Source organism: Paraburkholderia phenazinium (assembly GCF_900142845.1).
Taxonomy (GTDB): domain Bacteria; phylum Pseudomonadota; class Gammaproteobacteria; order Burkholderiales; family Burkholderiaceae; genus Paraburkholderia; species Paraburkholderia phenazinium_A.
In genome coordinates this window covers 1699930-1726877 of the sequence record NZ_FSRU01000001.1, presented here as the reverse complement: position 1 = coordinate 1726877, position 26948 = coordinate 1699930, and the positions used below count along the sequence as shown (strand labels likewise).

General features: G+C 64.3%; 26 protein-coding genes. 7 read left to right on the top strand and 19 right to left on the bottom strand.

The window, feature by feature from the left end; translation table 11 throughout:
- Positions 1-22: 22 nt before the first annotated feature.
- Positions 23-604 (top strand): TetR/AcrR family transcriptional regulator, encoded by a 582-nt coding sequence (locus BUS12_RS07555; RefSeq protein ID WP_074295124.1) that lies wholly within the window; start codon positions 23-25, stop codon positions 602-604.
- A gap of 42 nt (positions 605-646) precedes the next feature.
- Here the strand turns inward: BUS12_RS07555 and BUS12_RS07550 are convergent, their stop codons facing one another.
- A complete protein-coding gene (locus tag BUS12_RS07550; RefSeq protein ID WP_074295123.1) occupies positions 647-1450 on the bottom strand; it encodes an SDR family NAD(P)-dependent oxidoreductase in 804 nt (267 codons plus the stop codon).
- Positions 1451-1598: 148 nt separating this feature from the next.
- Between BUS12_RS07550 and BUS12_RS07545 the strand changes: the two genes are divergently transcribed.
- The gene (locus BUS12_RS07545) at positions 1599-2552 is read left to right on the top strand and encodes a GlxA family transcriptional regulator (RefSeq protein ID WP_074295121.1); all 954 of its coding nucleotides are present in this window, start codon (positions 1599-1601) and stop codon (positions 2550-2552) included.
- A gap of 34 nt (positions 2553-2586) precedes the next feature.
- Here BUS12_RS07545 and BUS12_RS07540 read toward each other — a convergent pair whose 3' ends face one another.
- The 9 genes from BUS12_RS07540 to BUS12_RS07500 all read right to left on the bottom strand — a co-directional run bounded on the left by BUS12_RS07540 (position 2587) and on the right by BUS12_RS07500 (position 11673).
- On the bottom strand, positions 2587-3408 hold the full coding sequence (locus BUS12_RS07540) for an NAD-dependent epimerase/dehydratase family protein (RefSeq protein WP_074295119.1): 822 nt from the start codon (positions 3406-3408) through the stop codon (positions 2587-2589).
- 108 nt (positions 3409-3516) lie between these two features.
- Positions 3517-4824, bottom strand: a complete 1308-nt coding sequence (locus BUS12_RS07535; RefSeq protein ID WP_083640287.1) for an MFS transporter — start codon at positions 4822-4824, stop codon at positions 3517-3519.
- A gap of 396 nt (positions 4825-5220) precedes the next feature.
- On the bottom strand, positions 5221-5460 hold the full coding sequence (locus BUS12_RS07530) for a DUF2442 domain-containing protein (protein ID WP_074295117.1): 240 nt from the start codon (positions 5458-5460) through the stop codon (positions 5221-5223).
- Between the two features lie 176 nt (positions 5461-5636).
- Positions 5637-6644: a rhamnose ABC transporter substrate-binding protein gene (gene rhaS, locus BUS12_RS07525; RefSeq protein ID WP_074295115.1), complete on the bottom strand. Its 1008-nt coding sequence runs from the start codon at positions 6642-6644 to the stop codon at positions 5637-5639.
- Positions 6645-6729: 85 nt separating this feature from the next.
- Entirely contained in the window at positions 6730-7743 is a 1014-nt protein-coding gene (locus BUS12_RS07520) for an ABC transporter permease (protein WP_074295114.1), read from the bottom strand.
- Entirely contained in the window at positions 7736-8800 is a 1065-nt protein-coding gene (locus BUS12_RS07515) for an ABC transporter permease (protein WP_074295112.1), read from the bottom strand. The genes BUS12_RS07520 and BUS12_RS07515 overlap by 8 nt, the downstream gene beginning before the upstream one ends.
- Positions 8797-10326 (bottom strand): sugar ABC transporter ATP-binding protein, encoded by a 1530-nt coding sequence (locus BUS12_RS07510; RefSeq protein WP_074295110.1) that lies wholly within the window; start codon positions 10324-10326, stop codon positions 8797-8799. Before BUS12_RS07510 ends, BUS12_RS07515 begins: the two co-directional genes overlap by 4 nt.
- Before the next feature lie 60 nt (positions 10327-10386).
- Positions 10387-11280 (bottom strand): amidohydrolase family protein, encoded by an 894-nt coding sequence (locus BUS12_RS07505; protein WP_074295108.1) that lies wholly within the window; start codon positions 11278-11280, stop codon positions 10387-10389.
- 69 nt (positions 11281-11349) lie between these two features.
- Entirely contained in the window at positions 11350-11673 is a 324-nt protein-coding gene (locus tag BUS12_RS07500) for an L-rhamnose mutarotase (RefSeq protein WP_074295107.1), read from the bottom strand.
- Positions 11674-11868: 195 nt separating this feature from the next.
- Here BUS12_RS07500 and BUS12_RS07495 point away from each other — a divergent pair, with 195 nt between their 5' ends.
- A complete protein-coding gene (locus BUS12_RS07495; protein WP_074295105.1) occupies positions 11869-12873 on the top strand; it encodes a LysR family transcriptional regulator in 1005 nt (334 codons plus the stop codon).
- Between the two features lie 47 nt (positions 12874-12920).
- Here BUS12_RS07495 and BUS12_RS07490 read toward each other — a convergent pair whose 3' ends face one another.
- The 6 genes from BUS12_RS07490 to BUS12_RS07465 all read right to left on the bottom strand — a co-directional run bounded on the left by BUS12_RS07490 (position 12921) and on the right by BUS12_RS07465 (position 20274).
- A complete protein-coding gene (locus tag BUS12_RS07490) occupies positions 12921-13703 on the bottom strand; it encodes an L-rhamnose 1-dehydrogenase Lra1 (protein ID WP_074297229.1) in 783 nt (260 codons plus the stop codon).
- Positions 13704-13750: 47 nt separating this feature from the next.
- On the bottom strand, positions 13751-14929 hold the full coding sequence (gene rhmD, locus BUS12_RS07485; RefSeq protein ID WP_074295103.1) for an L-rhamnonate dehydratase: 1179 nt from the start codon (positions 14927-14929) through the stop codon (positions 13751-13753).
- Positions 14930-14991: 62 nt separating this feature from the next.
- Positions 14992-16314 carry an MFS transporter gene (locus tag BUS12_RS07480; RefSeq protein WP_074295101.1) on the bottom strand — a complete coding sequence of 441 codons (1323 nt, stop codon included), beginning with the start codon at positions 16312-16314 and terminating at the stop codon, positions 14992-14994.
- 38 nt (positions 16315-16352) lie between these two features.
- Positions 16353-17105, bottom strand: coding sequence for an SDR family NAD(P)-dependent oxidoreductase (locus tag BUS12_RS07475; protein ID WP_074295099.1), 753 nt, complete (start codon positions 17103-17105; stop codon positions 16353-16355).
- 185 nt (positions 17106-17290) lie between these two features.
- Positions 17291-18493, bottom strand: a complete 1203-nt coding sequence (locus tag BUS12_RS07470) for a DUF1444 domain-containing protein (protein ID WP_074295097.1) — start codon at positions 18491-18493, stop codon at positions 17291-17293.
- 209 nt (positions 18494-18702) lie between these two features.
- Entirely contained in the window at positions 18703-20274 is a 1572-nt protein-coding gene (locus BUS12_RS07465; protein WP_074295095.1) for a sensor domain-containing diguanylate cyclase, read from the bottom strand.
- A gap of 287 nt (positions 20275-20561) precedes the next feature.
- Between BUS12_RS07465 and BUS12_RS07460 the strand changes: the two genes are divergently transcribed.
- Both BUS12_RS07460 and BUS12_RS07455 read left to right on the top strand, forming a co-directional pair.
- Positions 20562-21110: an RNA polymerase sigma factor gene (locus BUS12_RS07460; RefSeq protein WP_074297227.1), complete on the top strand. Its 549-nt coding sequence runs from the start codon at positions 20562-20564 to the stop codon at positions 21108-21110.
- Positions 21107-22027 carry an anti-sigma factor family protein gene (locus tag BUS12_RS07455; protein WP_074295093.1) on the top strand — a complete coding sequence of 307 codons (921 nt, stop codon included), beginning with the start codon at positions 21107-21109 and terminating at the stop codon, positions 22025-22027. Before BUS12_RS07460 ends, BUS12_RS07455 begins: the two co-directional genes overlap by 4 nt.
- Before the next feature lie 94 nt (positions 22028-22121).
- Here the strand turns inward: BUS12_RS07455 and BUS12_RS07450 are convergent, their stop codons facing one another.
- Genes BUS12_RS07450 through BUS12_RS07440 form a run of 3 tightly spaced genes read right to left on the bottom strand, consistent with a single transcriptional unit; the run spans position 22122 to position 24764 of the window.
- A complete protein-coding gene (locus BUS12_RS07450) occupies positions 22122-22529 on the bottom strand; it encodes a hypothetical protein (RefSeq protein WP_074295091.1) in 408 nt (135 codons plus the stop codon).
- A 43-nt stretch (positions 22530-22572) separates the two neighbouring features.
- Positions 22573-23832 (bottom strand): cupin-like domain-containing protein, encoded by a 1260-nt coding sequence (locus BUS12_RS07445; RefSeq protein ID WP_074295089.1) that lies wholly within the window; start codon positions 23830-23832, stop codon positions 22573-22575.
- A complete protein-coding gene (locus BUS12_RS07440; RefSeq protein ID WP_074295087.1) occupies positions 23829-24764 on the bottom strand; it encodes a TylF/MycF/NovP-related O-methyltransferase in 936 nt (311 codons plus the stop codon). Before BUS12_RS07440 ends, BUS12_RS07445 begins: the two co-directional genes overlap by 4 nt.
- Before the next feature lie 319 nt (positions 24765-25083).
- Between BUS12_RS07440 and BUS12_RS07435 the strand changes: the two genes are divergently transcribed.
- Entirely contained in the window at positions 25084-25776 is a 693-nt protein-coding gene (locus tag BUS12_RS07435) for a DUF3455 domain-containing protein (protein ID WP_074295085.1), read from the top strand.
- 26 nt (positions 25777-25802) lie between these two features.
- Positions 25803-26888, top strand: a complete 1086-nt coding sequence (locus tag BUS12_RS07430; protein WP_074295083.1) for an LLM class flavin-dependent oxidoreductase — start codon at positions 25803-25805, stop codon at positions 26886-26888.
- The last annotated feature ends 60 nt before the right edge of the window (positions 26889-26948 follow it).

Below are 26948 nucleotides of genomic sequence, written 5' to 3'. Positions count from 1 at the left end.
ACGACCGTACAATTTAGCCACTATGCCCAGACCCTCACATCGCGGAAAGATCCTCGCCGAAGGCCTCAAGGTCGTTCATGAACGCGGCTTTGCGGGTGCCAGCGTGCGCGACATCGTCCAGGCCGCGGGGGTGCCGCAAGGGTCGTTCACGAACCACTTCGCCTCGAAGGAAGCGTTCGGTCTCGAAGTCCTCGAGCTCTACTTCGCCAACACCCGCGACATCCTGCGCGACACGTTGCGCAACGACGCGTTGCCGCCGCTCAAGCGCCTTGGCGACTATATCGACTGGAGCATTTCGCGCCTCTGCGTGAATCAGACGCGCAACGGTTGCCTGCTCGGCAACTTCGCACTCGAGGCGAGCGACCATAGCGACGCCATTCGCCATCGCGTGGTGGAGATTTTCGCGGAGTTGCAGCAGAGCTTCGAATACTGCCTGGCGTCGGCGGCCAAGGCGGGCGAACTGCCCGCGGATTTCGATTGCAACGACGTCGCCGGTTTTATCGTCGCGTCGCTGCAAGGCTCCATCCTGCTCGCCAAGGCACAGCGCAGCCCGCAGCCGGTGGTGCGCTTCAAGCATCTGCTGTTTTCGAAAATCCTGCGCTGACCGCATCGCCAGGGTGTCGCCCTGGCAGCGGCTCACCGAGCCTTACTGGCGCACACCATAACGCGCCGCCGGCTCACTGCGCGACAGATTGGGCCCGAGCGCGGCACGCGCCGCTTCAAACGCCGCCCAGTCGGCCGCATCCGGCAGCGACGGCACCGTAGCCAGTTCGCCCAGGTCCAGTCCGGCGAGCGCGGCGTCGACCAGATCGTCAGCGCTCATCACAATGCCTTGCGGCAGATTTTCGACCGGATGTCCGGCAATGTCCCAGAACTCGGTGCGCGTCGCGCCCGGCAACACGGCTTGCACGCGGATACCCTTCGACGCAAGCTCATGATGCAGCGACTGGCTAAGCGCCAGCACAAAGGCCTTGGTGCCACCGTACACGCCATTCAGAACTTCCGGCGCCACGGCCACGATCGAAGCGATATTGACGATCGTGCCGGCGCCGCGCGCCACAAAGGCCGGCGCGATCGCATACGTCAGCCGCGTGAGCGCGGTCACGTTCAGATCGATCATCGCTTCCATCGTGTCCACATTGGACACCAGCAGCGGACCCGCACCGCCAACGCCGGCATTGTTCACCAGCATCGTGATGCTCGAATCGGTGCGCAGAATCTCTTCGATGCGGCGCACGTCGGCCTTGTTGCCGAGATCCGCGGCGACCACTTCGATCGAGCGGCCGGTCGCCGTCGTCAGGCGATCGGCCAACTGGTCGAGCCGTTCGCGATTGCGCGCGACCAGAATCAGGTCATAGCCGCGGCGAGCCAGGCGATCCGCGTAAATGGCGCCGATTCCTGAAGAGGCGCCGGTGATGAGAGCCGTGCCCTTGTGTGCTGTGTCGTTCATCGAATTTCTCCTTGGTTTCATGAGCGCCGACCCGTGTCGGCCTGCATGGAAAGGAGATTAGGCTCATAATCGGATGTCTCCAATGTCATAGATGCCACTTTTCAGGACATCCGCTGCGACACCCTGACGACAGCCCAAGGACACGCCCATGCTACGTATCGGAATCGTGCTGTACCGCGGCTTCCAGGTCATCAACCTGGCCATCACGACGGTCTTCGAATTCGCCAACATGACGGCCGGCAAGGCCGTCTATGAGGTCGTTCTGCTCTCGGAGCATGGTGGACCGGTGCAGACCTCGGCCGGCTTCGCGGTCGAAACCCAGGCGTTCGACGACAGCCGTTTCGATACGGTGCTGGTAGTCGGCGACAACGAGGTGATCGAACCCGGCCCGGCCCTGATCGCCTTTTTGCAGCGCGCCGCGCAGACCTCGCGGCGCATCGGTTCCACTTGCACTGGGGCGTTCAATCTGGCGCAGGCCGGCTTGCTCGATGGCCGGCGCGCCACCACTCACTGGTTTTTCGCGGCACGCCTGCGCCATGAGCACCCGGAGGTGAAGCTGGAGGAAGACCGCATCTTTATCATCGACGGACCGGTGTGGACTTCTGCAGGCATGACGGCGTGCATCGACCTCGCATTGGCATTGGTCGAAAAGGACTCGGGCGCCGAGATCGCGCGGCTGGTGGCGCGGAAGCTGGTGGTCTATCACCGGCGGGCCGGCGGACAGTCGCAGTTCTCAGCGCTGCTCGAACTGGAGCCGCGCTCGGATCGCATCCAGACGGCGCTCGCCTATGCGAAGCAGAATCTTCATACCGAACTGTCGGTCGAGCAGTTGGCCGATGCGGCGCATTTGAGTCCGCGGCAATTCAGCCGCGCGTTCCGGGCGGAGACCGGCCAATCGCCGGCGAAGGCGGTCGAGCATCTGCGTATCGAGGCTGCGCGTCTGATGCTCGAATCGGGCCTGCATCCGATTGAAGTCGTGGCGCGCGATACGGGTTTCGGCGATCGCGAGCGGATGCGTCGCGCGTTTCTGCGCGCGTTCGGGCAGCCGCCGCAAGTGATCCGGCGCGCCTCGCGGGGAGGCGCTGAGCCGGAGCGGGTGTGAGCGAAGGGCTGATGTTCGTCTGCGACTGGCCGACTCAGGACTGCGGCAACGCCACCACGAAGGGGCCGCCCTGAAACTGCCGGGCCGGGTCGTCGAACTCGACGGTCGGCGCCTGAACCGGAAACATCCCATCGAACTGCGCTGAACTGTCCTGCGGCCGATAGCCGAGGAACGCGGCCTTGGTGTTGTCCCACCATGCCACCCGATTGTTCGACACACCATACACGATCGCATGTCCCACGCGGTTCGTGAACAGCGAGCAGCGCACCAGTTCGACAAAGTCGCGATAGCTCAGATACGTCACCAGCATGCGCGCGGTCTTCGGTACTTCGAACGACGAACCAATCCGCAGACAGACCGTCTCCAGACCGAAGCGGTCGAAATAATAGCGCGACAACGATTCGCCGAAGCACTTCGTCACCCCATAGAGACTGTCGGGACGCAAAGGCGCATCGGCATCGATCACCGTGGTGGTCGGATGAAAACCGATTGCGTGATTGGAGCTCGCGAACAGCACACGCTTCACGCCATGCTTCTGCGCCGCCGCGTACAGGTTGTACACGCCGCGAATATTTGCCTCGAGCAGATCGTCGAACGGCGCATCGACGGAAATGCCGCCCAGGTGCACCACGGCGTCGACACCTTCTAGCAGCGCATCCACGCCCGCGCGGTCGGCGAGATCCAGCACCACATGCTCTTCATGCGCGGCCGCGTCGCCGATCGGCGTGATATCCGACAGCCGCACCACATCCGCCCATTGCGCCAGCGCGCTGCGCAACTGGCGGCCGAGATTGCCGGCCGCGCCGGTCAGCAACAGCCGTCGAAACGGCTTGCCCATCGATTCCTGCTTGCTCATCCTTGCTGCTTCTCCGTTCTTGCTGCTGCCGTTCAGCGCGTCATCAGCGCGTTACCACGTTGCTGCGTTTAGAGCATTGCCGCGTGGCCGGACCAGCCATCGACTGCGTTATGCGCGCGCTGCGTCGGCAACGTGCGGGACGACATCGGCGGCACGCTGCTGCGGCTCACCCGGTTCCTTCAAAACAAACCACACCACCACGGCCCCGACCAGGTCAAAACAGGCCAGCGCCACGAACAACGGGTCGTAACCGACCAGCGCCACCACCACACCCACCGCCAGCGAAAACAGCGTGGCGCCCGCATAGCCTGCCATCCCGGTCAGGCCGGTCGCGGTGGCGACGTCGTTCTTGCCGAACACATCGGAGGCGAGCGTATAGAGCGCACCCGAGAGCGTCTGGTGGGCAAAGCCGCCAATGCAGAACAGCGCAATCGCCATATACGGGCTGGTGGCAAGACCGATGCACGCCGGTCCGATCATGCAGAGCGAACCCGTGACCACCACCAGCTTGCGCGAGGTGATCAGCGAGGTCTTGAAGCGCTTCTGATACCACGGCGCGAGATAACCGCCCAGCACGCAGCCTATGTCGGCCGCGAGAAACGGCAGCCACGCGAACATGGCGATTTCCTTCAGGTTCATATGACGCACGCTCACCATGTAGAGCGGAATCCAGAAGTTGAAGGTCTGCCATGCCGGCTCGGCCAGAAAGCGCGGAATCGCAATGCCCCAGAAGGCGCGGCGCTTGATGATGGCGCGCCACGAAGGACGTACGGCGCCAGCCGTTTTGTACTGCGCCTCCTGCCCGGCGAGGATGTAGTCGCGCTCGGTATCGGACAGGCGCGGCTGGTCTTTCGGCGCGCGATACAACAGCAGCCACAGGATGCTCCAGACAAGCCCAAGCACGCCGATCGACACGAACGCCATGCGCCAGTTGCCATGCAGCACCCACCAGACCACCAGCGGCGGCGCGATCACGGCGCCAATCGACGAACCGATGTTGAACCAGCCGGTGGCAATGGAACGCTCTTTGGCGGGAAACCATTCGGAGGTGGCCTTCAGGCCGGAGGGAATGCCTGCGGCTTCGGTGAGGCCCAGCATGCCGCGGAACACCGCGAGCGAAATCCAGCCGTTGGCCGTGCCGTGCAGCATGCACGCGCCCGACCATGCAATGGCAAAAATCGCGAAGCCGATCTTGGTGCCGACCACGTCGAGCACATAGCCCGCGATCGGCTGCATCACCATATAAGCGGCCTGAAACGAAGCGACGATATAGGAGTACTGCGCGGTCGAGATGCTCAGCAGCCGGTTCATTTCCGGAGCGGCGACCGCCAGCGAATTGCGCGCAATGTAATTGACGATCAGGCCCGATGTGACGAGTCCGATCATCCACCAGCGCATGCCTCTAACCTTGCCCATTTGCTCCTCCATCCAATATGCCGCCGTGCGCTGACGTGCCGTGTTGTAGGGTGCGCACCATGGGCGCCAAGATAATCAAGCGGAGGAATAGTTGTCAAGCAACATTGAATTGACAGACAATTGCGAAAACTAGATGAGGTTGGATTTGCGTGATATATGGCTGAATTTACGAGAATTTCCGTACAGTACGCGAAAAACCAGAGTCATAGGCGTATACCCTGAACAAGCTTTTGCCATACAACTTGCCGGTGTTGAAGACACGGACGTCTCAGGCGAGGAAGCGCGCGCCACCGCTGGCAGCGATGCGCGGCAGGAAGGAAGAATCCAGACAGCCGGGGATAGCGGCATCGCCAGCAAGCGAGCGAGCCGCGCGCAGAGACCAGACAGGCCGACGACTCAATGCAGCGTGTTTTCGTCCAGCGGCAACAGCAACGCCGTCACGCTCACGTCCTGCTGCAACGCCGGCCAATAGAGCTGCTGCTTGTCGAGCGAAATCGCAAAGCAGTCCCGCTCCATCGGCGTAGCCGACGCCAGGGCAGGAAACTGGGCCAGAGGAAACTGGGCCACCCGGCCGTCGGCCAGATCCAGCACCATAAAGCGTGCATCGAAATGCACATCCACCGCAGCGCCTTTCATGACCGGCTCCTTGAGAGAGGCAAGCCATCCAAGCGTATAGCGCCGAAACCAGGCGTTCAAGAAAGAAAAAGCGGGTACGAGCAGGCCGCACGCACCGGTACTCCAAATAGCAAAAACGCCCCGAAGGGCGTCTTTGCAAGGCACATTTTCTCTCGCGCTACACGCCGCGTTCACGCTCAGAAATTGAAGTTGTCGATATTGCTCGAATCGAACGTAGTCGGCGGTCCAAGGATGATTTCGCCTTGCGGCCCGATCGTGCGCTTGCCGAGCTTGCCGGCATCGAACGACTCGCCTTCCTTGCCGGTAATCGTCCCCGACGCGAGCGCCGCCGCTGCATAAGCTGCCAGATACCCCAGCTGGTTCGGATCCCACAACTGGAACGCCTTCACGGTGCCGTTCTTGACGAAGGCGCGCATCTGGTTCGGTGTGCCCAGACCCGTCACATCCACCTTGCCTTTGCTCGACGACGTCGAGATATAGCGCGCGGCCGCCGCAATCCCCACCGTGGTCGGCGCAACGATCGCCTTCAGATTCGGATAGGCCTGCAACAGGCCCTGCGTCTCGACAAACGACTTCTGGTCGTCGTCGTTACCGTAGGCGATTTTCACCAGCTTGATCTTCGCGTATTCAGGCTTCTTCAGCTCCTCCTGCATCCACTTGATCCAGGTGTTCTGGTTGGTCGCATTCGGCGTCGCCGAGAGAATCGCAAACTCGCCCTCGCCGCCCATCAACTTTGCGACCAGTTGGACCTGCCCGCGGCCAATGCCTTCCGCGTTGGCCTGGTTGACGAACAGTTGCCGTCCATCGGGCGCCGTGTCCGAATCGAAGGTCACGACCTTGATGCCTTGCGACATGGCCTTTTTCAGGTACGGCACGACCGCATTCGCGTCGTTGGCGGCAATCACGATCGCATCCTGGCGCTGCGTGATCAGCGTGTTGATGTACTGCACCTGCGACGATGCGCCCGCATCCGACGGACCCACCACCTTGCCGACGCCGCCGAATTCCTTGATCGCGGCAAGGCCACCGTTATCGGCGATCACTTCATACGGGTTATTGATCTGCTTCGGGATGAAGGCGATCTTCAGGCCGCTTTTGATATCGGCTGCGCCCGCCGCGCAACTGATGCCCAATAGGGCCACGCAGAGCGCGACCGCTCCGGCCTGACGTAGGGGTTTGAACATGAAGTGTCTCCTGGCTGAATAATCGGACGTTAAAGCGTCCGGGTTGTTGATATCAGGAACGGCATACCGTACGGACTCCGTACGGCTATGAAGCAGCAGACTTCGCGATAAAGCGCCGGTCGCGCATCGCGCGCCAGCGGGCCACCAGATTCGGAATCAGCACGGAAGCGAGCAGCAGCACGCCAGTCACGATCGTGAGCGTTTCGCTCGAGACGTCATCGAGCGTGAGGGCATTTTTCAGCACGCCGATGATCAGCAACGACAGCAACACGCCGACCATCGAGCCGCGTCCACCGAAAATGCTCACGCCACCGAACAGCACCGCCGCGATCACCGACAACTCGAAGCCTTCACCGTTGTCGCCACGCGCGCTGGTAAAGCGCAGTGTGTAGACCACACCGGCGAGAGCGCTCATCGCGCCGGACAGAACAAACAGCCGCAAACGGATCTTCGCCACTTCGATGCCGGAGAAGGTGGCGGCCGTCGGGTTCGCGCCGATCCCATAGAGGCTGCGGCCAAACGCGGTGGCCTGCAGCAGCACCGTAAACACCACGGCGCCGACGATCACAATCACAAACGGCAGCGGAATAAAGCTTGCGCCGAGATTGTTCATGCCGAACGCCGTATAGCCCGCCGGAAAATCCGCGACGGCCTGATCGCCGAGCAGCACATAGGCGAGCCCGCGAAACAGCGCGAGCGTGCCGATCGTGACGGCGAGCGAAGGCAGGTTCAGCTTGACGATCACGAGGCCGTTCAGCAGCCCGGCCAAGGCGCCGACAATCAGCACCAGCACGATCACCACGGGCATCGGCAAGCCCATATGCCAGAGCACGCCCATCAGCGCACTCGATGCCCCCAGCACCGACGCCACCGACAGATCGATTTCGGCGGCCACGATGATCAAGGTCATCGGCAAGGCCATCAGCGCGATCTCGGTCAGATCGGCGAGGATGTTGCTGATATTGGCACCGGTCAGAAACACCGGCGAGAGCACCCGGCCCAGCACCAGCGACAACGCCAGCACGACGACCAGCAGGATTTCCCAGCGCAGCGGCGTCTCGCGTTTGCGGGTCAACAGCGCGGAATCGGGTTTAGCCATGATCGCGTTTCCTCATCATGCGTTTGGCGACGGAGCGGGCCAGCAAGGTATCGGCGGCAATCGCCGCGACGATCAACGCGCCCTGAATGGCCTGTTCCCAGAACGGCGAGACGCGCAGCACCACCAGCGCAATACTGATGACGCCGAGCACCAGCGCACCGAGCGTCGCACCGAGAATGGTGCCGACGCCGCCGGTAATCGCCACGCTGCCGACCACCGCCGCGGCCACGACCTGCAATTCGATGCCTTTGGCCGTGCTCGCGTCGACGGTACCGAAGCGCGCCAGCCACAGCGCGCCCGCGAAGCCCGCAATCGCACCGGAGAGCAGAAAGCCCGACATCACGCGCCGCTCCACATTCACGCCGGCCAGACGCGCGGCCTCCGGATTCGAGCCGATCGCATAGTGCTCGCGGCCGGCGCGGAACTGCTTGAGGTAGATCGACAGGCCGATCAGCACCACAATCGCGATCAACGCGAGCGTCGGTACGCCGAGGATCACCCCGGTCGCCAGCCGCGAATACGCATCGGGCAAGCTGGTGGCGTTGATCTGTCCGCCATGCACCCAGGCGTAGTCCGCGCCGCGGAAAATGTAGAGCGTCGACAACGTGGCAACCAGCGACGGCACCCGTCCCACCGCCACCAGCAATGCGTTGATGCCGCCCGCCACCAGACCGATTGCGAGTCCCGCCGCGAGCGCCACGAGCACCGGCATATGGGGAAACGCGACATACAGGCTGCCGACCGCATACGCGCTGACACCGACCGTCGAGCCAACCGAGAGGTCGATATGCCGCATCAGGATCACCACCGTCATGCCGGCCGTCAGCAAGCTGATGATCGACACATTCAGCAGCACGTCACGCAGATTCTGCAGATTCAAAAACTGCGGCCGTGCGAGTGCCGTGCCTACGATCAGCAGGATCAGCACGATAAACAGCGTGGTCTCGCGGCTCTTCGCAACCGTGGCGACGAGGCCACCGGTTTTCGCGGCGGAACTTCCGACTACGGGAGGCCGCACCGGCGCCGGATGGGGATGAGTATGAGAGTGGCGCATCATGCGGCGTGCCCTAGTGGGGACACAGGCTGGCCGAGCGCGGCGCCCATGATCCGTTCTTCGTTCGCGTCGGCGCGGGCGATCTCGGCGCTGATCCGTCCTTCGTGCATCACCAGCACGCGGTCGGCCATGCCGAGCACTTCCGGCAGTTCGCTCGAGATCATCAGCACCGCCATGCCGCCCGTGACCAGTTCCGCCAGCGCGCTGTACACCTCCGCTTTGGCGCCCACGTCGATACCGCGCGTGGGTTCGTCGATGATCAAGACCTTGGGGTCGGTGGCGAGCCACTTGCCGAGCACCACCTTCTGCTGATTGCCGCCGGACAGCGTGCCGACCGGCGCGTTGGGGTCGCCCGACTTCAACCGCAGCCGCGTACCCCACTGCGCCGCGAGTTGCGTTTCGCTACGCGTGGAGATGAGCCCGTGTTTGACGAGACGTCCCAGCACCGTCATCGACGCATTGCGCGCAATGCTCAGCTCGAGCGCGAGGCCCTGCTGGCGGCGATCTTCCGGCACCAGCGCCAGCCCGGCCCGCACCGCGGCCGCAGGCCGCCCGGTGGCGAGCGGCTTGCCGGCGATCCGGACTTCGCCCGCATCGAGCGGATCGATGCCGAAGATCGCCCGCGCCACTTCGCTGCGCCCGGCGCCCACCAGACCCGCCAGCGCGACGATCTCGCCGGCGCGCACGTCGAACGAAATGTCCTTGAACACGCCAAGCCGCGTCAAGCCGCGCACCGACAAACGCACTTCACCCGGCGTCACATCCGCCTTCGGATAGAAGCTCTCCAGATCGCGCCCGACCATCTTCGCGACGATCGCGGCGGTCGTCAAATCGGTTGTGGGCGCATCGAATACCTTCGCGCCGTCGCGCATGATGGTGACGTGCTGCGTCAGCGCAAACACTTCGTCGAGACGATGGGTGATGAACAGGATCGCCACATCGCGTTCACGCAGCTTGCGCACGATGGCAAAGAGCCGCTCCACCTCGGTCAGGGACAGCGCCGCAGTCGGCTCGTCCATGATCAGCACGTTCGCGTTCAGCGAGAGCGCCTTGGCAATCTCGATCACCTGCTGATCCGCAATGGACAGACCGCGCACCAGTTGATCCGCCTGCAGATCGACGCCGAGCGATGCCAGCAGGCCATCCACCTCGCTGCGCATCGCGTCGTACTGGATACGCCCGATGCGGTCCACCGGCTGCCGGCCCATAAAGATGTTCTCGGCAATCGAGAGATCGAAGAACAGCGTCGGTTCCTGATAGATCACCGCAAGACCCGCATCGCGTGCCTCGGCAGGCGTCGCAAAACGGCGCGCCTCACCGTCGACCAGAATCTCGCCGGTGTCGGGCTGATGCACGCCGGCGAGGATCTTCACGAGCGTCGATTTGCCCGCGCCGTTCTCGCCGAGCAGCGCATGCACTTCGCCCGGCCACAGCGTGAGGTCGCCATCGGATAACGCACGGACCCTGCCGAACGATTTGCTCGCATGCCGCAGTTCAAGCCGGGGCGCAGCGGTTGTCTGTTCCTGCACTACCTGTCTCCTCCATCGTGCGGCGTCGCAAGCGCGCCGCGTTTTATCGGGGATGCTTTCTCAGATCCGATAGATCCGTTCCGCGTTCCGGCAAAACAGCGCGTCTTTCTCGGCGTCGCTCGCGTCCGCGACAATCGAAGCATAGGCACGCCACAACTCCTCATACGTCCCGAACAAACGATCGACCGGGAAGTTCGACGCAAACATAGCGCGCTCGACGCCGAACGTGTCGAGCGTCTCCAGCACGTAAGGACGCAGGCTTTCGACCGACCACTTGTGATCGAACATCGCCAACCCACTGATTTTCACGGCCACGTTGGCACAGCCGGCCAGTTGCCGCATGCCCTCGCGCCACGCGCGATAGCCCGCCACGCTGTTGCGGTCCACGAACATGCCCGCGTGATTGACGATGAACTGCGTATCGGCATGAGCGCGGGCCAGCGCGACGGCCTCTTCCATCTGCGACGGATACAGTTGCAGATCGAACGACAGGTTATAGCGGCGCAGCAAGCCGAAATTCTCGCGCCACACGGAATCGCGCATCAGATGGCGCCCGATGTAATCGAACAGCTTCTTCTCATGCACGTTCAGAATCTGGCGAATGCCGCGCGTATTCGCAAAGGCCGCGTGCGCTTCGAGCACCTGCGCGGCATTGGGCGCCGCGAGATCCGCCGCCGCGACGATGCCGTTCGGCATGCCGCGCGAACCCGCTTCGCTCGCAAGCTGCTGCAACCAGCGCGTCTCTTCAACCGGATCGGCCGGATCGTGATTCGCCTCGACATGCACCACCTTCAGAATCTCGATCGCGCCGGCTTCGCCCAGCAGATCGGCCAGCAGATAGTCGTGCTTCAACTCGCGCGCGTCACCGACGAACGACACGCCCGGATTCGCGAGCCACGGGTAGTGATGTGTCTTCAGATCCCACAGATGAATGTGCGGGTCGATAACTTGCATGGGGCATGTCTCCTTGCATCAGCCTCAATCAACCACAGTGCAGCTTCAATGAGCCTCGCGTCGATCGGATCAAGCCGGCGCGTGCAAACGAAACACCGGCTCCAGCGCCTCCTGCAACGGCGTATGATCCGGGGCGGTCTGCATGATGTCGGCCATGTAATCCCACCATTTGCGCATGACGTCGAGCTCGGGCAAACGGTCCATGTGATGATCGCCGGTGCGCGTCAGGATGGCGAACAGGTGATGGGTCCCGGCGTCGAAGAAGATGCGGTAATCGCGCACGCCGGCCTGATGCAGCGCATCAACCAGCTCGGGCCAGATCTGCTGATGCCGGCGCTCGTATTCCTCGCGCATGCCGGGGTTGAGCACCATCCGGAAAGCGATTGTCTCCATGGCGGCCTGTCTCCAGTCCTTGTGATTCGTATGTCGGAGCGCTTTCTGGGTGAAGCGCCTGATCGGACTATAATTCCTGGATCGATAGCATCTCAATCCGTTGTTGGGATTGGGCGATCCAGAAACCGAATCGCACGACCGCCTTCGCATCGGCCACCGCACGTGCCAACCCGCCCTTCCCACCGCATCAGCCCCATGAGCCAGAACGCCGCTACCGTCGCCCTCGTCAACCGGCTCAAATTCAAGCACCTGGCGCTGCTGGTCGCGCTCGACGATGCACGCAACCTTCATCAAGCCGCCGACGCCGTCAACGTCGCCCAGCCCAGCGCATCCCGCATGCTGGGAGATATCGAAGAAGCGTTCGGCTTCCTGCTCTTCGAGCGCAATGCGCGCGGCATGACGCCCACGCCGCTCGGTGTCGTCACCCTCGCCTATGCGCGGCGCGCGCTGGCGGAACTGACCCGCTTCGCCGAAGACCTCGACGTCAAGCGCAAGGGCGGACACGGCCAGTTGACCGTCGGCGCCATCATGGGCGCCGCGCCCGACCTGCTGGCCATGGCGGTCGCGACGTTGAAGACCGAGCGGCCGCTGCTGAATGTGCGCATCCTCGGCGAAACCAGCGATCAGGTCGTCCAGTTGCTGCACCGCCGCGAAGTGGATCTGGCGCTCGGCCGGCTCACCCATCCTCTCCAGCACAACGATTTCAGCTTCGAGCCGCTGGCGCGCGAGACCTTGCTGCTGGTGGTGCGCACCGCTCATCCGCTGGCGCAGCGCACCTCCATCACGTTGCGCGAACTGATCGACTGGCCCTGGGTCGCGCAACCGCTTACCAGTCCGGCGCGCGTGCTGTTCGAAGAAGAACTGGCCCGCGCGGGACTCGCGACGCCGGTCAACCTGACCGAATGCGCGTCGATCTTCGCGACCCTGCAATTGCTTGAAAACTACGATGCCGTGGCGATGCTGCCCGAGTCCGTGGTGCGCGATCACGTGCGCGGCAAACTGCTGGTGGCGCTGCCGGTCGAAATCGGCAAGAGCCTCGCGGGTTTCGGCATCCTCACGCGCAAGGAAGAACCGCTCGCCGAACCGGCGCTGCATTTCATCGACCTGCTGCGCAGCGTCTCGCACCAGCTTGCCCGCGATGCCACCGTCCAACCGCATGCCGCGGCCACCGGCGATGCCGTGCCACTTTCGGCTCATTAAGCCGCTCATTGAGCCGCGCATCGATCCACGCACCGCGCCGCGCGTGTTCACTGCAGGTTGACGAACAGGCCGCCGTCCACCAGCAACGCCGCGCCCGTCACATAGCGGGCCCGGTCCGAGGCGAGGAATACTACGCAGTCCGCGACATCCTCGGGACGTCCCAGGCGTCCTAACGGAATGCGTTTTTCGAAGTAGGCTTTCTTCGCTTCGTCGGCGAGATCCTCGGCGTTCAGATCCGTCGCGATGGTGCCCGGCATCACCGAGTTGCAGCGAATCCCGTACGGCCCCAGCGCCACCGCGCACGATTGCATCAGCGAATGCACACCGGCCTTGGTGGGCGTGTAATGCGTCTGCATGCCGCCGCCCACCAGCGCGCTAATCGAACTGGTCGCGACAATCGCCCCGCCTGTTCCTTGCGCTTTCATCTGCTGCGCCGCGGCCTGGGTCACGAAGAAGGCGCCGTTCAGGTTCACCGCGACAGTCGTCTCCAGCACCTCGGGTGGCATGTCGAGAAACGCATGGAACGGACAGATGCCTGCATTGCTCGCCAGCACGTCGACCTTGCCGAAGGCCTCCACCGTACGCTTCACCAGTTCCGCACCGGTCTCGCGCGCCGCGACGTTGCCTTCCACCGCTATCGCCCGCCGCCCGAGCCCTTCGATTTCAGCCAGCACTTCTTCGACGGCGGAGCGGCGTCCGTACGATGCGTCGTTATCGCCCCAGTAGTTGATCGCCACGTCGGCGCCGTCGCGTGCGCAAGCCACGGCGATGGCCCGGCCAATGCCGCGCGAGCCGCCTGTCACGATCACGACCTTGTCCTTGAGCAGCACTTGTTTCTCCTTGATCGATTGAGCCATCGCGCTCTTCAGTTCACCGCTTAACGCGGATACGGCCGCACCAGCGCACATTCCGGATTGAGTCGCACGCCGAAGCCCGGTGTGTCCGGCACCTTCATCCGGCCGTTGACTGGCACCGGTTCGTCGAGCAGCAAAGGCGTGAACATCGGCACCACTTCATCGGCCTTCGGCGCCATCATCAGAAACTCCGCGAACGGCGAGTTGTGACGCGTGACGACGAAGTGATAGCTGTACACCGACGAGCCGTGCGGCACCACCATCACATTGTGCGCATCGGCCAGCGCGGAAATCTTGATCAGTTCGGTGATGCCGCCGCACCAGCCAACGTCCGGCTGGATCAGATCGCAGCAGTTCATTTCCAGCAGCATGCGAAAGCCCCAGCGCGTCGCTTCGTGTTCACCCGTCGAGACCATCATGCCGCGCGGCACGTTGCGGCGCAGTTCGGCGTAACCCCAGTAGTCGTCCGGCGGCAGCGCCTCTTCGATCCATTTCAGGCCGTACTCGTGCGCCGCTTGCGCGAGACGCGTCGCATACGGCACGTCGAGACTCATCCAGCAGTCGTACATCAGCCAGAAGTCGTCGCCGACGCGGCTGCGCATCTCGGCGAGACGCTCGAGGTTCTTCTTGAGCCCCGCCTCTCCTTCAGCCGGGCCGTGTTGCAAAGGCAGCTTGCCGCCGATAAAGCCCATTTCCCTGGCCAGATCGGGCCGCGCGCCGGTCGCGTAGAACACCAGTTCGTCGCGCACCGGACCGCCCAGCAGTTGATACACGGGCTCCTTGCGGACCTTGGCGAGCAGATCCCACAGGGCGAGATCGACCCCGGAGATCGTATTCAGCACCACGCCCTTGCGGCCATAATAGAGCGTGGAGAAATACATCTGATCCCACATCTTCTCGATGTCGGTGACGAGCTGGCCTTCGAGGAATCGCGCCAGATGCTTCTCGACGATAAACGCGCCGATCTCGCCGCCGGTCGTCACCGCGAAGCCGACGGTGCCGTCGCTCGCTTCGATCTCGACCACCAGTGTGCCCAGCACATTGATGCCGAACGACTGGCGGCTTTGCCGGTATTCCGGGTAGCGCGCCATCGGCGTCGAGATGTGATCGTCGATCCAGTGACCGTCGGGCTGGTCGTGATAATCCGCGCCGCCGCCACGGACGATAAAGGCACGCACGTGCTTGATAGTAGGCATCGCCATAAGAAAGGCTCCGTTTTTAGTGCAGTAAAGCGCGGCCGTCGATGCGTGGCGGGCGCGGTGTCTCAGTGATGGATGAGCGGCGTCAGTGCGTCCGCCGCGATGACGCGCTCGTGGCGAAACAGCGTGCCGATCAGCAGCGCCGCCAGCAGGCTCGCTGCGCCGAGCACCAGCAGACCCGCCGAGGTCGAAGCAAACGTGTGTTCGGCCGCGGTACGCAGCGACGGCGCGATAAAGCCGCCCAGGCCGCCGAGCGAGTTGATCAGCGCAATGCCGCCCGCAGCCGCTGCGCCCGTCAGATAGCGGGTGGGAAACGTCCAGAACAGCGGCTGTGCGGCGATAAATCCGCTCGCGGCACAACAGAGCGCAGCGAGCCCCAGCAATGGACTGTGGGCGAGACCGGAGACGCCGATGCCGAGTCCGGCGAGCACCAGCAGCGCGACGGCCCAGCGACGATGCCCGCCGGTACGATCCGCGCGGCGCGGCACGATCCAGGTCACCACGAGCGCGCACAGCCACGGCAAGGCCGCGACGAGTCCGACGCGCAGGCCCACGGCGGTGCCTAGCAACGCGGCGACCTGTTGCGGCAGATAGAAGATCACGCCGTACACGCTCATCTGGATCAGCAGATAGATCGCCGACAGACCCAGCACGCGGCGATCGAGCAGCGCAGCCAGCGTGTTGCGGGGTCCGTGGGCGGAGGCATCGCGGGCGTTGGCGTCGAGTGCCGCGCGCAAGGTGGTGCGTTGCGCGTCATCGAGCCAGCGCGCGTCTTCGGGACGGTTGTCCAGATACCAGAAGGCCCACACGCCGACCGCGGTCGCCATGCCGCCTTCGATCAGGAACAGCCACTGCCAGCCGGCCAGACCCGCCGTCCCGTGCAATTCGAGCAGCAGACCCGAGAGCGGACTGCCGAAGATAAACGCGAGCGGCGCGCCGAAATAGAACACACCGACCGCACGCGCACGGGCCGACTGCGGAAACCAGTGGGTGAGGTAATAGATCACGCCCGGAAAGAAACCGGCTTCCGCGACGCCGAGCAGAAAGCGCACTGAGTAGAACGCCGTGGGCGTGTGGGCAAAGCACAGGGAAGCCGACACCAGCCCCCACGTCACCATGATCCGGCACATCCACGCACGGGCGCCGACCCGATGCAGCAGCAGATTGCTTGGCACTTCGAACAATGCATAGCCAATGAAAAACACGCCGGCGCCGAAGGCAAACGCGGCATTCGACAACCCGGTATCGTGCTGCAGCGCTTTTTGCGCGAAGCCGATATTGGCGCGATCGAGAAAGGCCAGCACGTACATCAGCAGGAGAAACGGCAATAGCCGCCGCATCACCTTGCTGTTGATCGCCTCGAGGGAAGCGGGCGAATCCGGATTCATGGCGTCTCCTTTGCCGACCGTCTGTGCTGATGTCCGCCTCAGTAAGTCGCGCGCCCACCGGACAGATCGAACACCGACCCCGTGCTGAACGCACAGTCTTCCGACGCCAGCCACAAGATCAGCGAGGCCGCCTCTTCGGGCAACAGGAAACGGTTCATGGGAATCTTCGAGAGCATGTAGTCGATATGCTGCTGCGACATCGAATCGAAGATCTCGGTTTTAGCCGCCGCAGGCGTCACCGCATTGACAAGGATGTTTTTGGTGGCGAGTTCTTTGCCGAGCGATTTGGTGAGCCCAATCAGGCCGGCCTTCGATGCGCTGTAGTGCGACGCATTCGGATTGCCCTCCTTGCCGGCCACCGAAGCGATATTGACGATCCGGCCATAGCCCTGCTTGAGCATCTGCGGCACGACCGCGCGGCAGGTCAGATACGGCCCGATCAGATTCACGTCGATCACGCGCCGCCACACGTCCGGCTCCAGTTCCCACGTGGTGCCGTTGCCGCCGGTGATGCCCGCGCAGTTGATCAGCACGTCGATCGTGCCGTGCGCGGCGAGGGTTTGCGCGACCGCATCGGCCACCGAAGTTTCATCCGTCAGTTCGACGATCGCCGACGACACCTTGCCCAGTTCCACCAGCTCGCGCTGGCTGCGCTCGAGGCGCTCTGCGTCGACATCCCAGAGCGCGACCGAGGCGCCCGAGTTCAGCGCGCGTTGCGCCACTGCATAGCCAATGCCGCGCGCGCCGCCGGTAATGACAACGGCACGTCCCTCCAGATCGATTCGGTTCATCGCTTGTCTCGCTTCCATGACTGGGCTCGCGCCGCGTCACGGTAATGGTTGTGTTGGTGTCAGCCAATATACGGCGTGGCCGATACCTGAACAATTCGAGTATTGGAAGGTGCGATAACAAATGCGGATCGAACGAAGCGAACAGCGCCGCGCGTCAGGGGAATCCCTGGAGGCTGTGTGACAGCCTAAGCCTGACTGAACCGCGTACACCACGACCGGAACAGCCGCTCGTCGGGAAATGCCGTGACCTCATAGCGCACGGGCAGATCGTCAGTGGGCTTCAGCAGATGCCCACACTCCTTGACCAGTTCGGACCATGGCACGTAGGCGGTCTGCTTCGGCTCCTGGCGGAACAGCACGACCGTGTCCGTCGCCGGCAGCAACGCGTGCACACCCTGGGTCCATACGCAGAGACTGAATATCCCGCCGGCGTGCCGTTTAACCACGGTGTACTGGGCGACAAAAATATCGAGGCCCGTCCGGCTATGCATGTCGTTCAGGAGCTTCTGCTGATCGTGGTAGTCGCCGGCCAGCTCGTTGAATCGAAGCTCGCTGAGTTTCGGCTCGAGCTCCGCGGGCGCGAAGCGTTGCCATACGGCTCCGTCCCATCGCAGCATCAACGGTGGCAGGGCGCGAGGCTGGGCAAGCGCCTCCTCCGCGATCTGCACCATCGTGGCGAGGCCCGCGGTGTTCCGGTCGCCGGTCAAAAGCAGGACGGTGCGGTTCGGCGCCATCACCACCGGCGCCCCGGAAATATTCTGTCTGTGCAGCAGATCGGGCAGCAACAGACGCGCGGCGTCGTAGTGGTCGCCGAATTGGGAAGCGAGGACACCGTCTCTCAATGCCACGAACGGCTTCGACGATTCGCCCCGCAGATTGTCGAGCGCGATGTCGTAAGCCTCGTCGAACGTCGTGTTCCACTCCCTCAGTTTGGCTTGCGTGAGCCTCATGATGTTCAAATCGCCGTCGTAGGCCACGCCGATTTCCAGGTTCTCGCACAGCGGCCGGAACGCAATGTCGAACCGCGATGAACTGCCCTGGGTCTGCAGGTAGGTCACGCCGCGCTCGGTGGCGCTGCGGATCACCGGCCGCAGGCGAGCCCGCGCGTCGGCAAACAGCGCGGGCATGGCATGCCGGATCATGCCGCCGGTTTGACGCTTGAGGACGTCCTTGCGCTCTGCCGGCCTCGCCTGCAGATACTCCCGGTACATGTTGGGCAGATTGATGAAGTTGAAGCCTTCGCCGTTGCCGGACGTCGTCGGCACGAGCCGGTTCTGGCTCTTGTCGTACGCCCACGAGCGCGTATCGCCTGACGCGCGTAAGCCTGTGATGAACAGCTCGGCAAATTTCTGCTCGGATGGTTTGCGAAAGCGGTCCAGAAAGCGCATGGATTGGGGTCGATGAGTGTGGGTGGTCAGTCAATACGCATACAGCATGCATATGCGCGTTGCGGCGTGACGGTCGTTCGTCTCTTTGCCGTTTATCGGCCGGATACCCGACGGACTTGAGAAAGGCGGACGCAACTCGATCTGGCAGTGCCGCCTGCCGATCCCATGGGTCTCCCGTGCGCAAACACACGGCATCCGCCCCATCCCCCTCACACCGCCGACTTCACCCGGTTCCGCCCCGCCGATTTCGCCGCATAGAGCTGCGCATCCGCCGCCGCCATCAACTCCGACGCACTGCCGCCCTGCACCGGCAAGCAGGTGGCACAGCCCACGCTGACCGTCACGCTGCCGTGTTCGCTCTCGCCATAAAACAGGCTCATGCCCTGTACCTTTCTGCGGATCTTTTCGGCGACCGCCGCAGCCCCGTCCGCCGCAGTATCGGGCAACACCACGGCGAACTCCTCGCCGCCGTAGCGCGCAACCAGATCCACCGGCCGCCTCACCACCGAGTCGATACACTCGGCAACCGCCGCCAGTACTTCGTCGCCGGCGGCGTGGCCGTAGGTGTCGTTAAAGCCCTTGAAGTAATCGACGTCCACGAACAGCACCGACATCGGGCTGCCGTTGCGCCGCGCGCGCAGCCACTCTTCGTCGAGCCGGCTGTCCAGAATGCGGCGATTGCTCAGGCCGGTCAGCGGGTCCGTCGCGGCGAGCCGGACCAGTTCCGCCTGGGCCGCCACCTTGTCCTGCAGCGTGAAGGCAAGCAGCCACGCCACCACGACAAACACGGTGCCCAACGCCAGCGTCAGGCCGCCGGCCACGAGGCTGCGCCGCCGCCATTCGGCGAACACATCGCTAACCGCCGGCGCCACCACGGCGATCAACGGCGTGGACGGCACGTGGGCATAGGTGAAGATGCGCGGCACGCCGTCGACGGCGGAGTTCGCCGAATACGCCCCTTCGGCATGCGACGCCATGATCATGAAGGTTGGCGACTTCGCGATGCTCGTGCCGATCGCCTCGGGCGAGAACGGCTTGCGGGCGAGCAACGTGCCGTCGTCGAGGGCAATGAAAACGGACCCCTCGTTGCCGATATTGATCCTGTCGAGCAGGCGCTGAAAATACTCCATCCGGATCGCCAGCAGCGCGACGCCTGCGAAGTCGCCGGCCGGCGTATTGATGCGCCGGGTCAGACCGATCGAGACGTTGCCCTCGCGCAGCCGCGAGCGAAACGGATGCGACACGAACAGGCCGACGGAAGGATTGCGCTGTTGCACGACGAAATAGTCGCGGTCGTCGAGCCGCACGGCGGGATTGAGTTCGCCGTTCTGGGACGCCAGCACCTGGCCGTGGACGTCAAGCACATAGGCGCCGCCCAGAAAGGCGGCGGTGGTCGCCCGGTCGAACAGGACCGATTGGCGCAGGTCGCCCGGCAGGCGCCAGGTGGCCGGATTTTGCGCGCTGTCGACCATCGACTGCAGCGACAGGTCGTAGATCTCGACGTTGCGCGCCAGGTCGCTGGAGATCAGCGACACCAGGTTCTCCGAGGTCTCGTGCGCGTGCCTGAGCGCGTCGGCCCGGCCATCGTAGAGCGTCACAAAGGTCAGGCTTGCCATGGCCACCGCCACCGCGGTCCCCGCCATGCCGGCGAGGATCGGATGGCTGCCGACCATTTGCGTAATCGCCGCGCCGTACTTGCGCCGGGTTTTGCGCCAGCGCCGACGCAAGGAAAGCACTCGATGCGTCACCCGTCCCCCCGTCGTGAATAGCGAAGTCGTCATCGGGACTTTAACCGCTTCGACCGGCGACGGGAAATCCGCAAGTGCCCGGGTTCCGGCGGGTTGGAGCGCAAGCCGCGGTTTGCCGCTAAAATCTGCAGATTGCCCTGGCGCGAGCATTCCATTTAGCCCGCGGCGAGGCAAGCGGGCCGGCCTGAATCTGCCGGTCTCCGCCCAGGCTAACCCGGGCCACCACGCCGGCCACCATCCGGCGGACCGCACGCCAGAGCGCCAGCCGCGCTGCGTGCGGCGCCCCAAAGACACCGGACACCCAGCAAGGAACCATGTCGATGACCGGTTCGGATTTACCCAGCCTGCTCCCGGCCATGCTGCCGCGATTGTGGGCGTTCGCCTTGCGCATTTCGGGCGACCGGCACGATGCCGAAGACCTGGTGCAGCGGGCCTGCGTGCGCGCGCTCGAACGCGCGCATCAACTGCAGCCCGACACCTCGGCATTGAGCTGGATGTTTGCCATCGTGCATTCCACCTGGATCAACGAGTTGCGCGCCCGCAGCCGGCGCAACCGTTCGAGCACGGAGTGGGACGACGACATGCTCGAAACCGTCGCCGATCCGGCCATGCGCACGCCGGAAGAGAATGCGATCAATAACCAGATTGTCAGCGCGGTCGGCCGGCTGCCGGAAGCGCAGCGTCTGGTGATGCTGCTGGTGGCCGTCGAAGGACTCAGCTATATCGAAGCCGCCGAAGTGCTCGAGGTGCCGATCGGCACCGTGATGAGCCGCCTGTCGCGCGCACGCCAGACCATCGGCGCGCTGTTCGGGGTGCGCGACACGCAGAGAACGAAAGTAGCAGTTGCTAGTAAGGACCCGGTCTCATGAAGATGGACTCTATCCTGCTCATGGCATACGTGGACGGCGAACTATCCGCCGAGGAATGCCTCGAGGTCGAAAAGGAGATCGCCGTGTCGCCCGATGCCGCAGAATTCGTCGCGCAGTTGCAGACTGCGCGCTTGCCCTACGCGGAAGCCTTCGCGCAACAAAAATTGCCGCCGGTGCCGGACAGCCTGACCGAGGCCGTCGCGGCGATGGCGCGCGCCCATGTGCAGCGCACGGCCACGCCAGGCGCCAACGACGCCAGCATCGCGCACGGCGCCTTTGCCCCACCCTCCGCTCCCGTGCGCTCACGTCTGCGGATTGCCCCGCAGTGGCTCGCGGTGGCGTTCGTGGCGGGCGTGTTCTGCTACGGCGTCGGCATGCGGTTCCTGCCGGGCCAGGGCGCGGGTTCGAACGCCACGCCCACAGCGACGCTGGCGGCGGCCGACCCTCATGCGTCGAGCTGGGTCGCGGCGGCAGCCGGTTATCAGCAGCTCTATTCGCGCGATACCATCGCGCAGGTGCCGGTCAATGCCGAGGTCACGTCGCAAACGGTCGACGCCATCCAGCATCAGGACGGCCTGGATGTGCGGATTCCCGATCTGAGTGCGGCGGGGTTGACCTTCAAGCGCGTGCAACGGTTGCGCTTTAACGACAAGCCACTGGTACAGATCGTCTATCTGCCCGAGCAAGGTGCCCCGATCGCGCTATGTGTGATGAAGGACGCCAAGCCCGACGCCGCGGTGGCCGAGCAGCACATCGACAGCATGAATGTCGTGACCTGGCGGCACGCCGAGCTCAGCTATGCGCTGATCGGCAAACCCGAAGGAACCGATCTGTCGGCGCTGGCCAAACATATTTCCGGCGACAACGTGCAGACGCTGTACGGTGACGCCGGTATCTCGATGCTGGCGGCTAACTGAATGTGACGTGGCGGGCCGTGTGGGCGCGAAGGTTGGATCGCACGCACACGGCATGCATGGCTGCTTCGTCCCGACTCCAGATCAAGCCACCGCCTCACGGCGTTTTAGCCGCCCCGCCATTCGAAGATTGTCCTTCGCAGTAAGCCAGATACTTCGTATACACCTCCTGCGGCGGAAGCTTCGCATAGCGGCCATACAGGCCGTCGATAAACGACGACGTCTCCGCCAGCGCATAAGCCTGTCGCCCAGGCGGCAGCGCCTCGACCACGGCCTGTGTCTTGCGCCGTTCCTGCGCTTCGCTGACACCGGCGTCGCGGTCCTGCGCAATCAGCTTCGCATTGTTCGCGCGCGAGGCGCAGATGCTGGCCACGGAAGCCGGCGCCTGGGCATGCGCTATCGCAGGGAGCGTCGCGCACGTCAACGAGCTCAGGACGGCAAGCGCGGCCGCCGGGCGGAACAGAAATGGGCGCGGATAAGCGCCGCGGGTGCGTGACTCGTTCATTCAATCCTTTGCATGAGATGGACTGGACCAGACCCCGCGCGTGTCATTCCAGCACGCCGTCTCCGCCGGACGGTGGGCCGCCCTGTTGTATCGCCGCTCCGAACTGGGTCAACCCTTTCACGTCGTTCGGGTGGACGATCGAGACATCCGCGAGCTTACCCGGATTCGCCTGATGAAAGCCAGCGTTGTGCGCATGCGAAGCGAGCGCGGCCGCGTGCGCGTCGCTGACGAAGCGGCTGATCGACAGCACGTGATCGAGCGCCCAGACACAGTGGAACCAGCCGGTGGGGATCACCAGCAGATCGCCGGGTTCAAGAGTCACATCGACGCCACGCGCCCTGGCAAACAGCGGAAAACGCGCGAGATCCGGCGCGGCTGCATCGACGCGGCACGGACGGTACGTATTGAACGCATCGAGCGCATAGACGGCTTCATCCTGCGACGGGCTGTATAGACGGACGCGCTTGCGGCCATGCACCTGGGCGAGGAACGAGTTCGCCAGATCGCAATGCAGGCGCGTGACCAGCGCGTGATCGCGACGGCGGCCGAACCAGAGTTGCGCCGCACCGAACATGGACGCGGGCAACACCGGCATCGTAAAGCGCGCCTCCCAGCCGGCGGGCAGCAAGCAGCCTTCGGTATAGGGCGAATCGGTAACGGCGTGGGATGCGGGCGAGTCGAGCGCGTCGATAAACTCGCCGATGCATTGCGGGCGTCCGTTCGCCGGATTCGTGCGCAACACCGTCGACGCTTCACGCTGACGCCAATCGGCGAGCGTCCAGGCGGTCTCGGGCCAGCGCAGCACGCGGCGCAAATGCAGCGGGATGCTGCTGTCGAGGACACTGGCGATGAGTCGAGCGAGCGAGCGATCGTGACCATGCCGCGCGTCCAACACCGGCACCGCGTCGAGCCACTGCGGCGCACGTTCACGGGCACGCGCCAGCGCGGCGCGCCCCTCCTGCGACGGACGCTTGAGCAATTGCAGCCAGTACGCCGCGAGTTGCGGCGCGCCTTCGATCCGCACACCGCCCAGCGCGAGCGACGCGGCACTGCGGATGTCGAAATCCGTTGGATCCGAGAGGATCGCGGCAAGCATGGCGGCGCTGACTGTGATGCGCGCCGCCGCTGCGCTTTTGCCGCCGTCCTCCGGCAACGCGCTCATGTCTATAGACGGCCCAAGCACAAAGCGGCGGCTGGCCTGAGCATCGTCGCTGACGATCAGGTCGAGCACCGCGGCTCGCGGCGGCGCCACGTAATGCTCGGCGAGCCGCGCGGCAAGCTGGGACAGCGATGGCGCGTTCACAACGGCTTACGCCAATACACGGCCTGCTGATTGGCCCACTCCAGCGGCGCGTCGATGCCGTGTTGCTCGCGGTATTCGTCGACGGCTCGCGCGCATCCGGTGGGCAAGCCATAGTCGTCGACAATCACAAAGCCGCCCGGCGACAAGCGCGGATACAGCGCCTCCAGCGCATCGCGCGTCGAGTCGTACCAGTCGCCGTCGAGCCGCATCAGCGCGAGCCGTTCGATCGGCGCGGCCGGCAAGGTATCCGCGAACCAGCCGGGCAGGAAACGCACGCGCCGGTCGAGCAGGCCCGCGCGGGCAAATGCGCTGCGTACCCCATCGAGATCGCTCTGCAGCAACCCGACCGCGCGCATCACGTGATGCCAGATCGCATCGCGCAAATCGCTGGCCGGATCCGGCGCGGGCAGGCCGGCAAACGAATCGGCCACCCATACCGTGCGATGCAGGTCGCCGAAAGCCGTCAAGGCGGCGCGCATGAGGATCGTCACGCCGCCGCGCCATGCGCCCGCTTCGATAAAGTCGCCCGGCACGCGGCGCTCGATCACCTCGCGCGCCAGCGTAACCACGTTGTCGAGCAAGGCGTCGTCGCACATCGTCAGCCGGCGCGACTCGTGATGCATGTGATTGAGCGCTACCGCAATCCGCGCCGGCTCGATGCCCGCCACCTGCGCCGCCGAGCGCCCCAACGGCGCGAGCCACTGGGCAAACACGCGGTCTGCATCGGCCAGACGGGCCGCGCATTCCGCTGCCGTAACCGGAGTGACGTTGGGCGTGTGAGCCCCGGTGAATGCGCCGTCGTCAGGCTCGCCGCGAATGTACTTGCGGATCAGCGCGAGCCATGTGGACGAGAGATCGGTGCGACCCAAGGGCGCTATGTCGCGCCGCTCAGGATCGATCAGGGATGCGGAGTCGGTCAGGTTCGGTTCCATCGACGGTTGCAGAGCCGCGAGGCCATGGTAAGGAAGTGGCGCGCTACGTCGCAGACGCTTGCCGCCTGCAAACCGAGCGTGTGATGCGCATCGAAGGTGGGCGGTGCCGGATGTATCGCCAGCGGACCACGGACAGTATCCGCTGCGCGGCTGCCCTCGCCCACCCATCTGCGAACGCAGGCATGCGAACGCGAACCATGGCCGGTTCGTGCGTTTTCCCGTGCAGCCTTTCGGGTTGTGCGGAGGCACGCAGTCGAAGATCGGGTGTGATTGCAACATCGTCCGTCCCCGCTTCACTTTTGCTACCTTCGATACGCCGATGACAGGTCTTCCGCTGCGCCCCGTCCGATTGCTTTGCGAGCTCACCGCCGTGCTGGGTATTGGCGCTCTGCTGATGCTCGGCGGCTGCGCCACGCCGCCCAAACCGCCGCCGACCGCCAACGAAGCGCTGCCCGTCGCGTTGCGCGCGAGCCAGGACGAGGTGCTGCAGGAAGTCATGACCACCCACGGCGACGAGACCTACATCTGCCGCAGGACGCCGGTCCCGGCGGACCCGCTCGGTGCGCTGAGCGCGGCGAAAACCTCCCGCGCCACGACATCCGGCGTGCGTAGCGATCCGACCCAGTTGCTCTGGGCGCCCTTCGGCTCCGAAGCGATCCTCGTGGATGCCGGCGGCGAAAGCGTCGGCACGGTCGCGCCGGGGCACTACTTTCTCTCCTATGACGGCAGCTATGTGAAGGCCGCCACCTCGGCCGAGAGCCAGGTGGGCGCCAATGCGCTGACCTGGGCGCGCTACACGGCGGGCTACGACGCCGCGCCGCGTCCCGGCTCGGGCCGTTTCGCGGACATCAGTTCGATTCAGCGCATCGACACGTCGGGCGGCCTGCCGCCGCAACCGGGCTGCGAACTCGAGGGTTCGCGGCTGCTGGTGCCGTATGCGGCCACCTATATGTTCTACCGTCCCAAGGGCGTGGCGCCGATCGCTTCGTCGACGGATTCGACCGGGCTTTGATCAGGCCTTCCCCACAGGAGTCGACGATGCAACCGATGCAGTTCGGCCTGTTCCTCACCATGCCCGCGCCCGAACCACGACCCGCTGCCGAGTCGTACCGGCGCGCGCTCGAGATGGCCGAAGCCGCCGACCGCCTCGGCTACAGCCACCTGTGGCTCGCCGAACATCATTTCACCAACTATTCGCACTCGTCGCGGCCGCTACTGCTGTTGACGCACATTGCCGCTCGCACGCAGCATCTGCGGCTTGGGCCGGCGATCATTCCGGTGCCGCTGCATCACCCGCTCGTGGTCGCCGAAGAACTCGCGACACTCGACGTGCTGAGCGGCGGGCGCGTCGAAGTCGGTCTCGGCAGCGGCTATCAGGCTTATCAGTACGAGCGCTTTCAGCTCGTCAAGGGCAAAACGCCCACGCGTGACGACGAAGCCATCGACGTGCTGCTGCAGGCGCTGCGCGAACCGGTGTTCTCGTACAGCGGCGAACACTTCAGGATTGCACGCACTGCGCTCGTGCCGCAGCCGCTGCAGGCCGCCATGCCGCTCTGGCTGGTGGTCAATTCGAGCCGCCGCGCCTCGGTTGAGAAGGCCGTGCAGCGGCGTGCGAATCTGTTTACGGGCGTGCTCGAACCGATCTCGAAGCTGACTAATGTGCGCCGTCAGTATCCAGATCTGGCGCAGGCGCTGGCCTCGGTGCGCATCGGCACGCAGCGGCCGGTGTATGTCGCGCAAAGCGAGGCCGAGGCCAGTGAAGCGGTGGAGCAGGCGCGCTGGAACGGCCGCGCCACGCTGCGCTTGCGGCATGACATGGGTGATGTCGTCGACGGCGTGGTGCCGGCTCAACCGTTTGCCGATGAACCGTCGGAACAGGCGCTGCGGGACGATTTTCTGGTGGTGGGTACGGCAGATGAATGCATCCACCAGTTGCGACGCATTCAGAACGGACTGGGCTGCGATTATTTCAGCGCGAGCTTCTGGTTCGGCGCGTTGCCGCATGAACAGGTGATGGCGTCGATGCGCAGGTTTGCGGAGAAGGTGATGCCGGTGTTTGCTGGCGAGGCGGCTACGCAGGCGCGCAAAGCCGAAGCACAGCGGGAAACGATGCTGGCGTGGTGAGGACGGGTTTGAGTCGTGCCCGAGTTGCATTGACTTCACGTCGGGACGGCGCCCTACGAC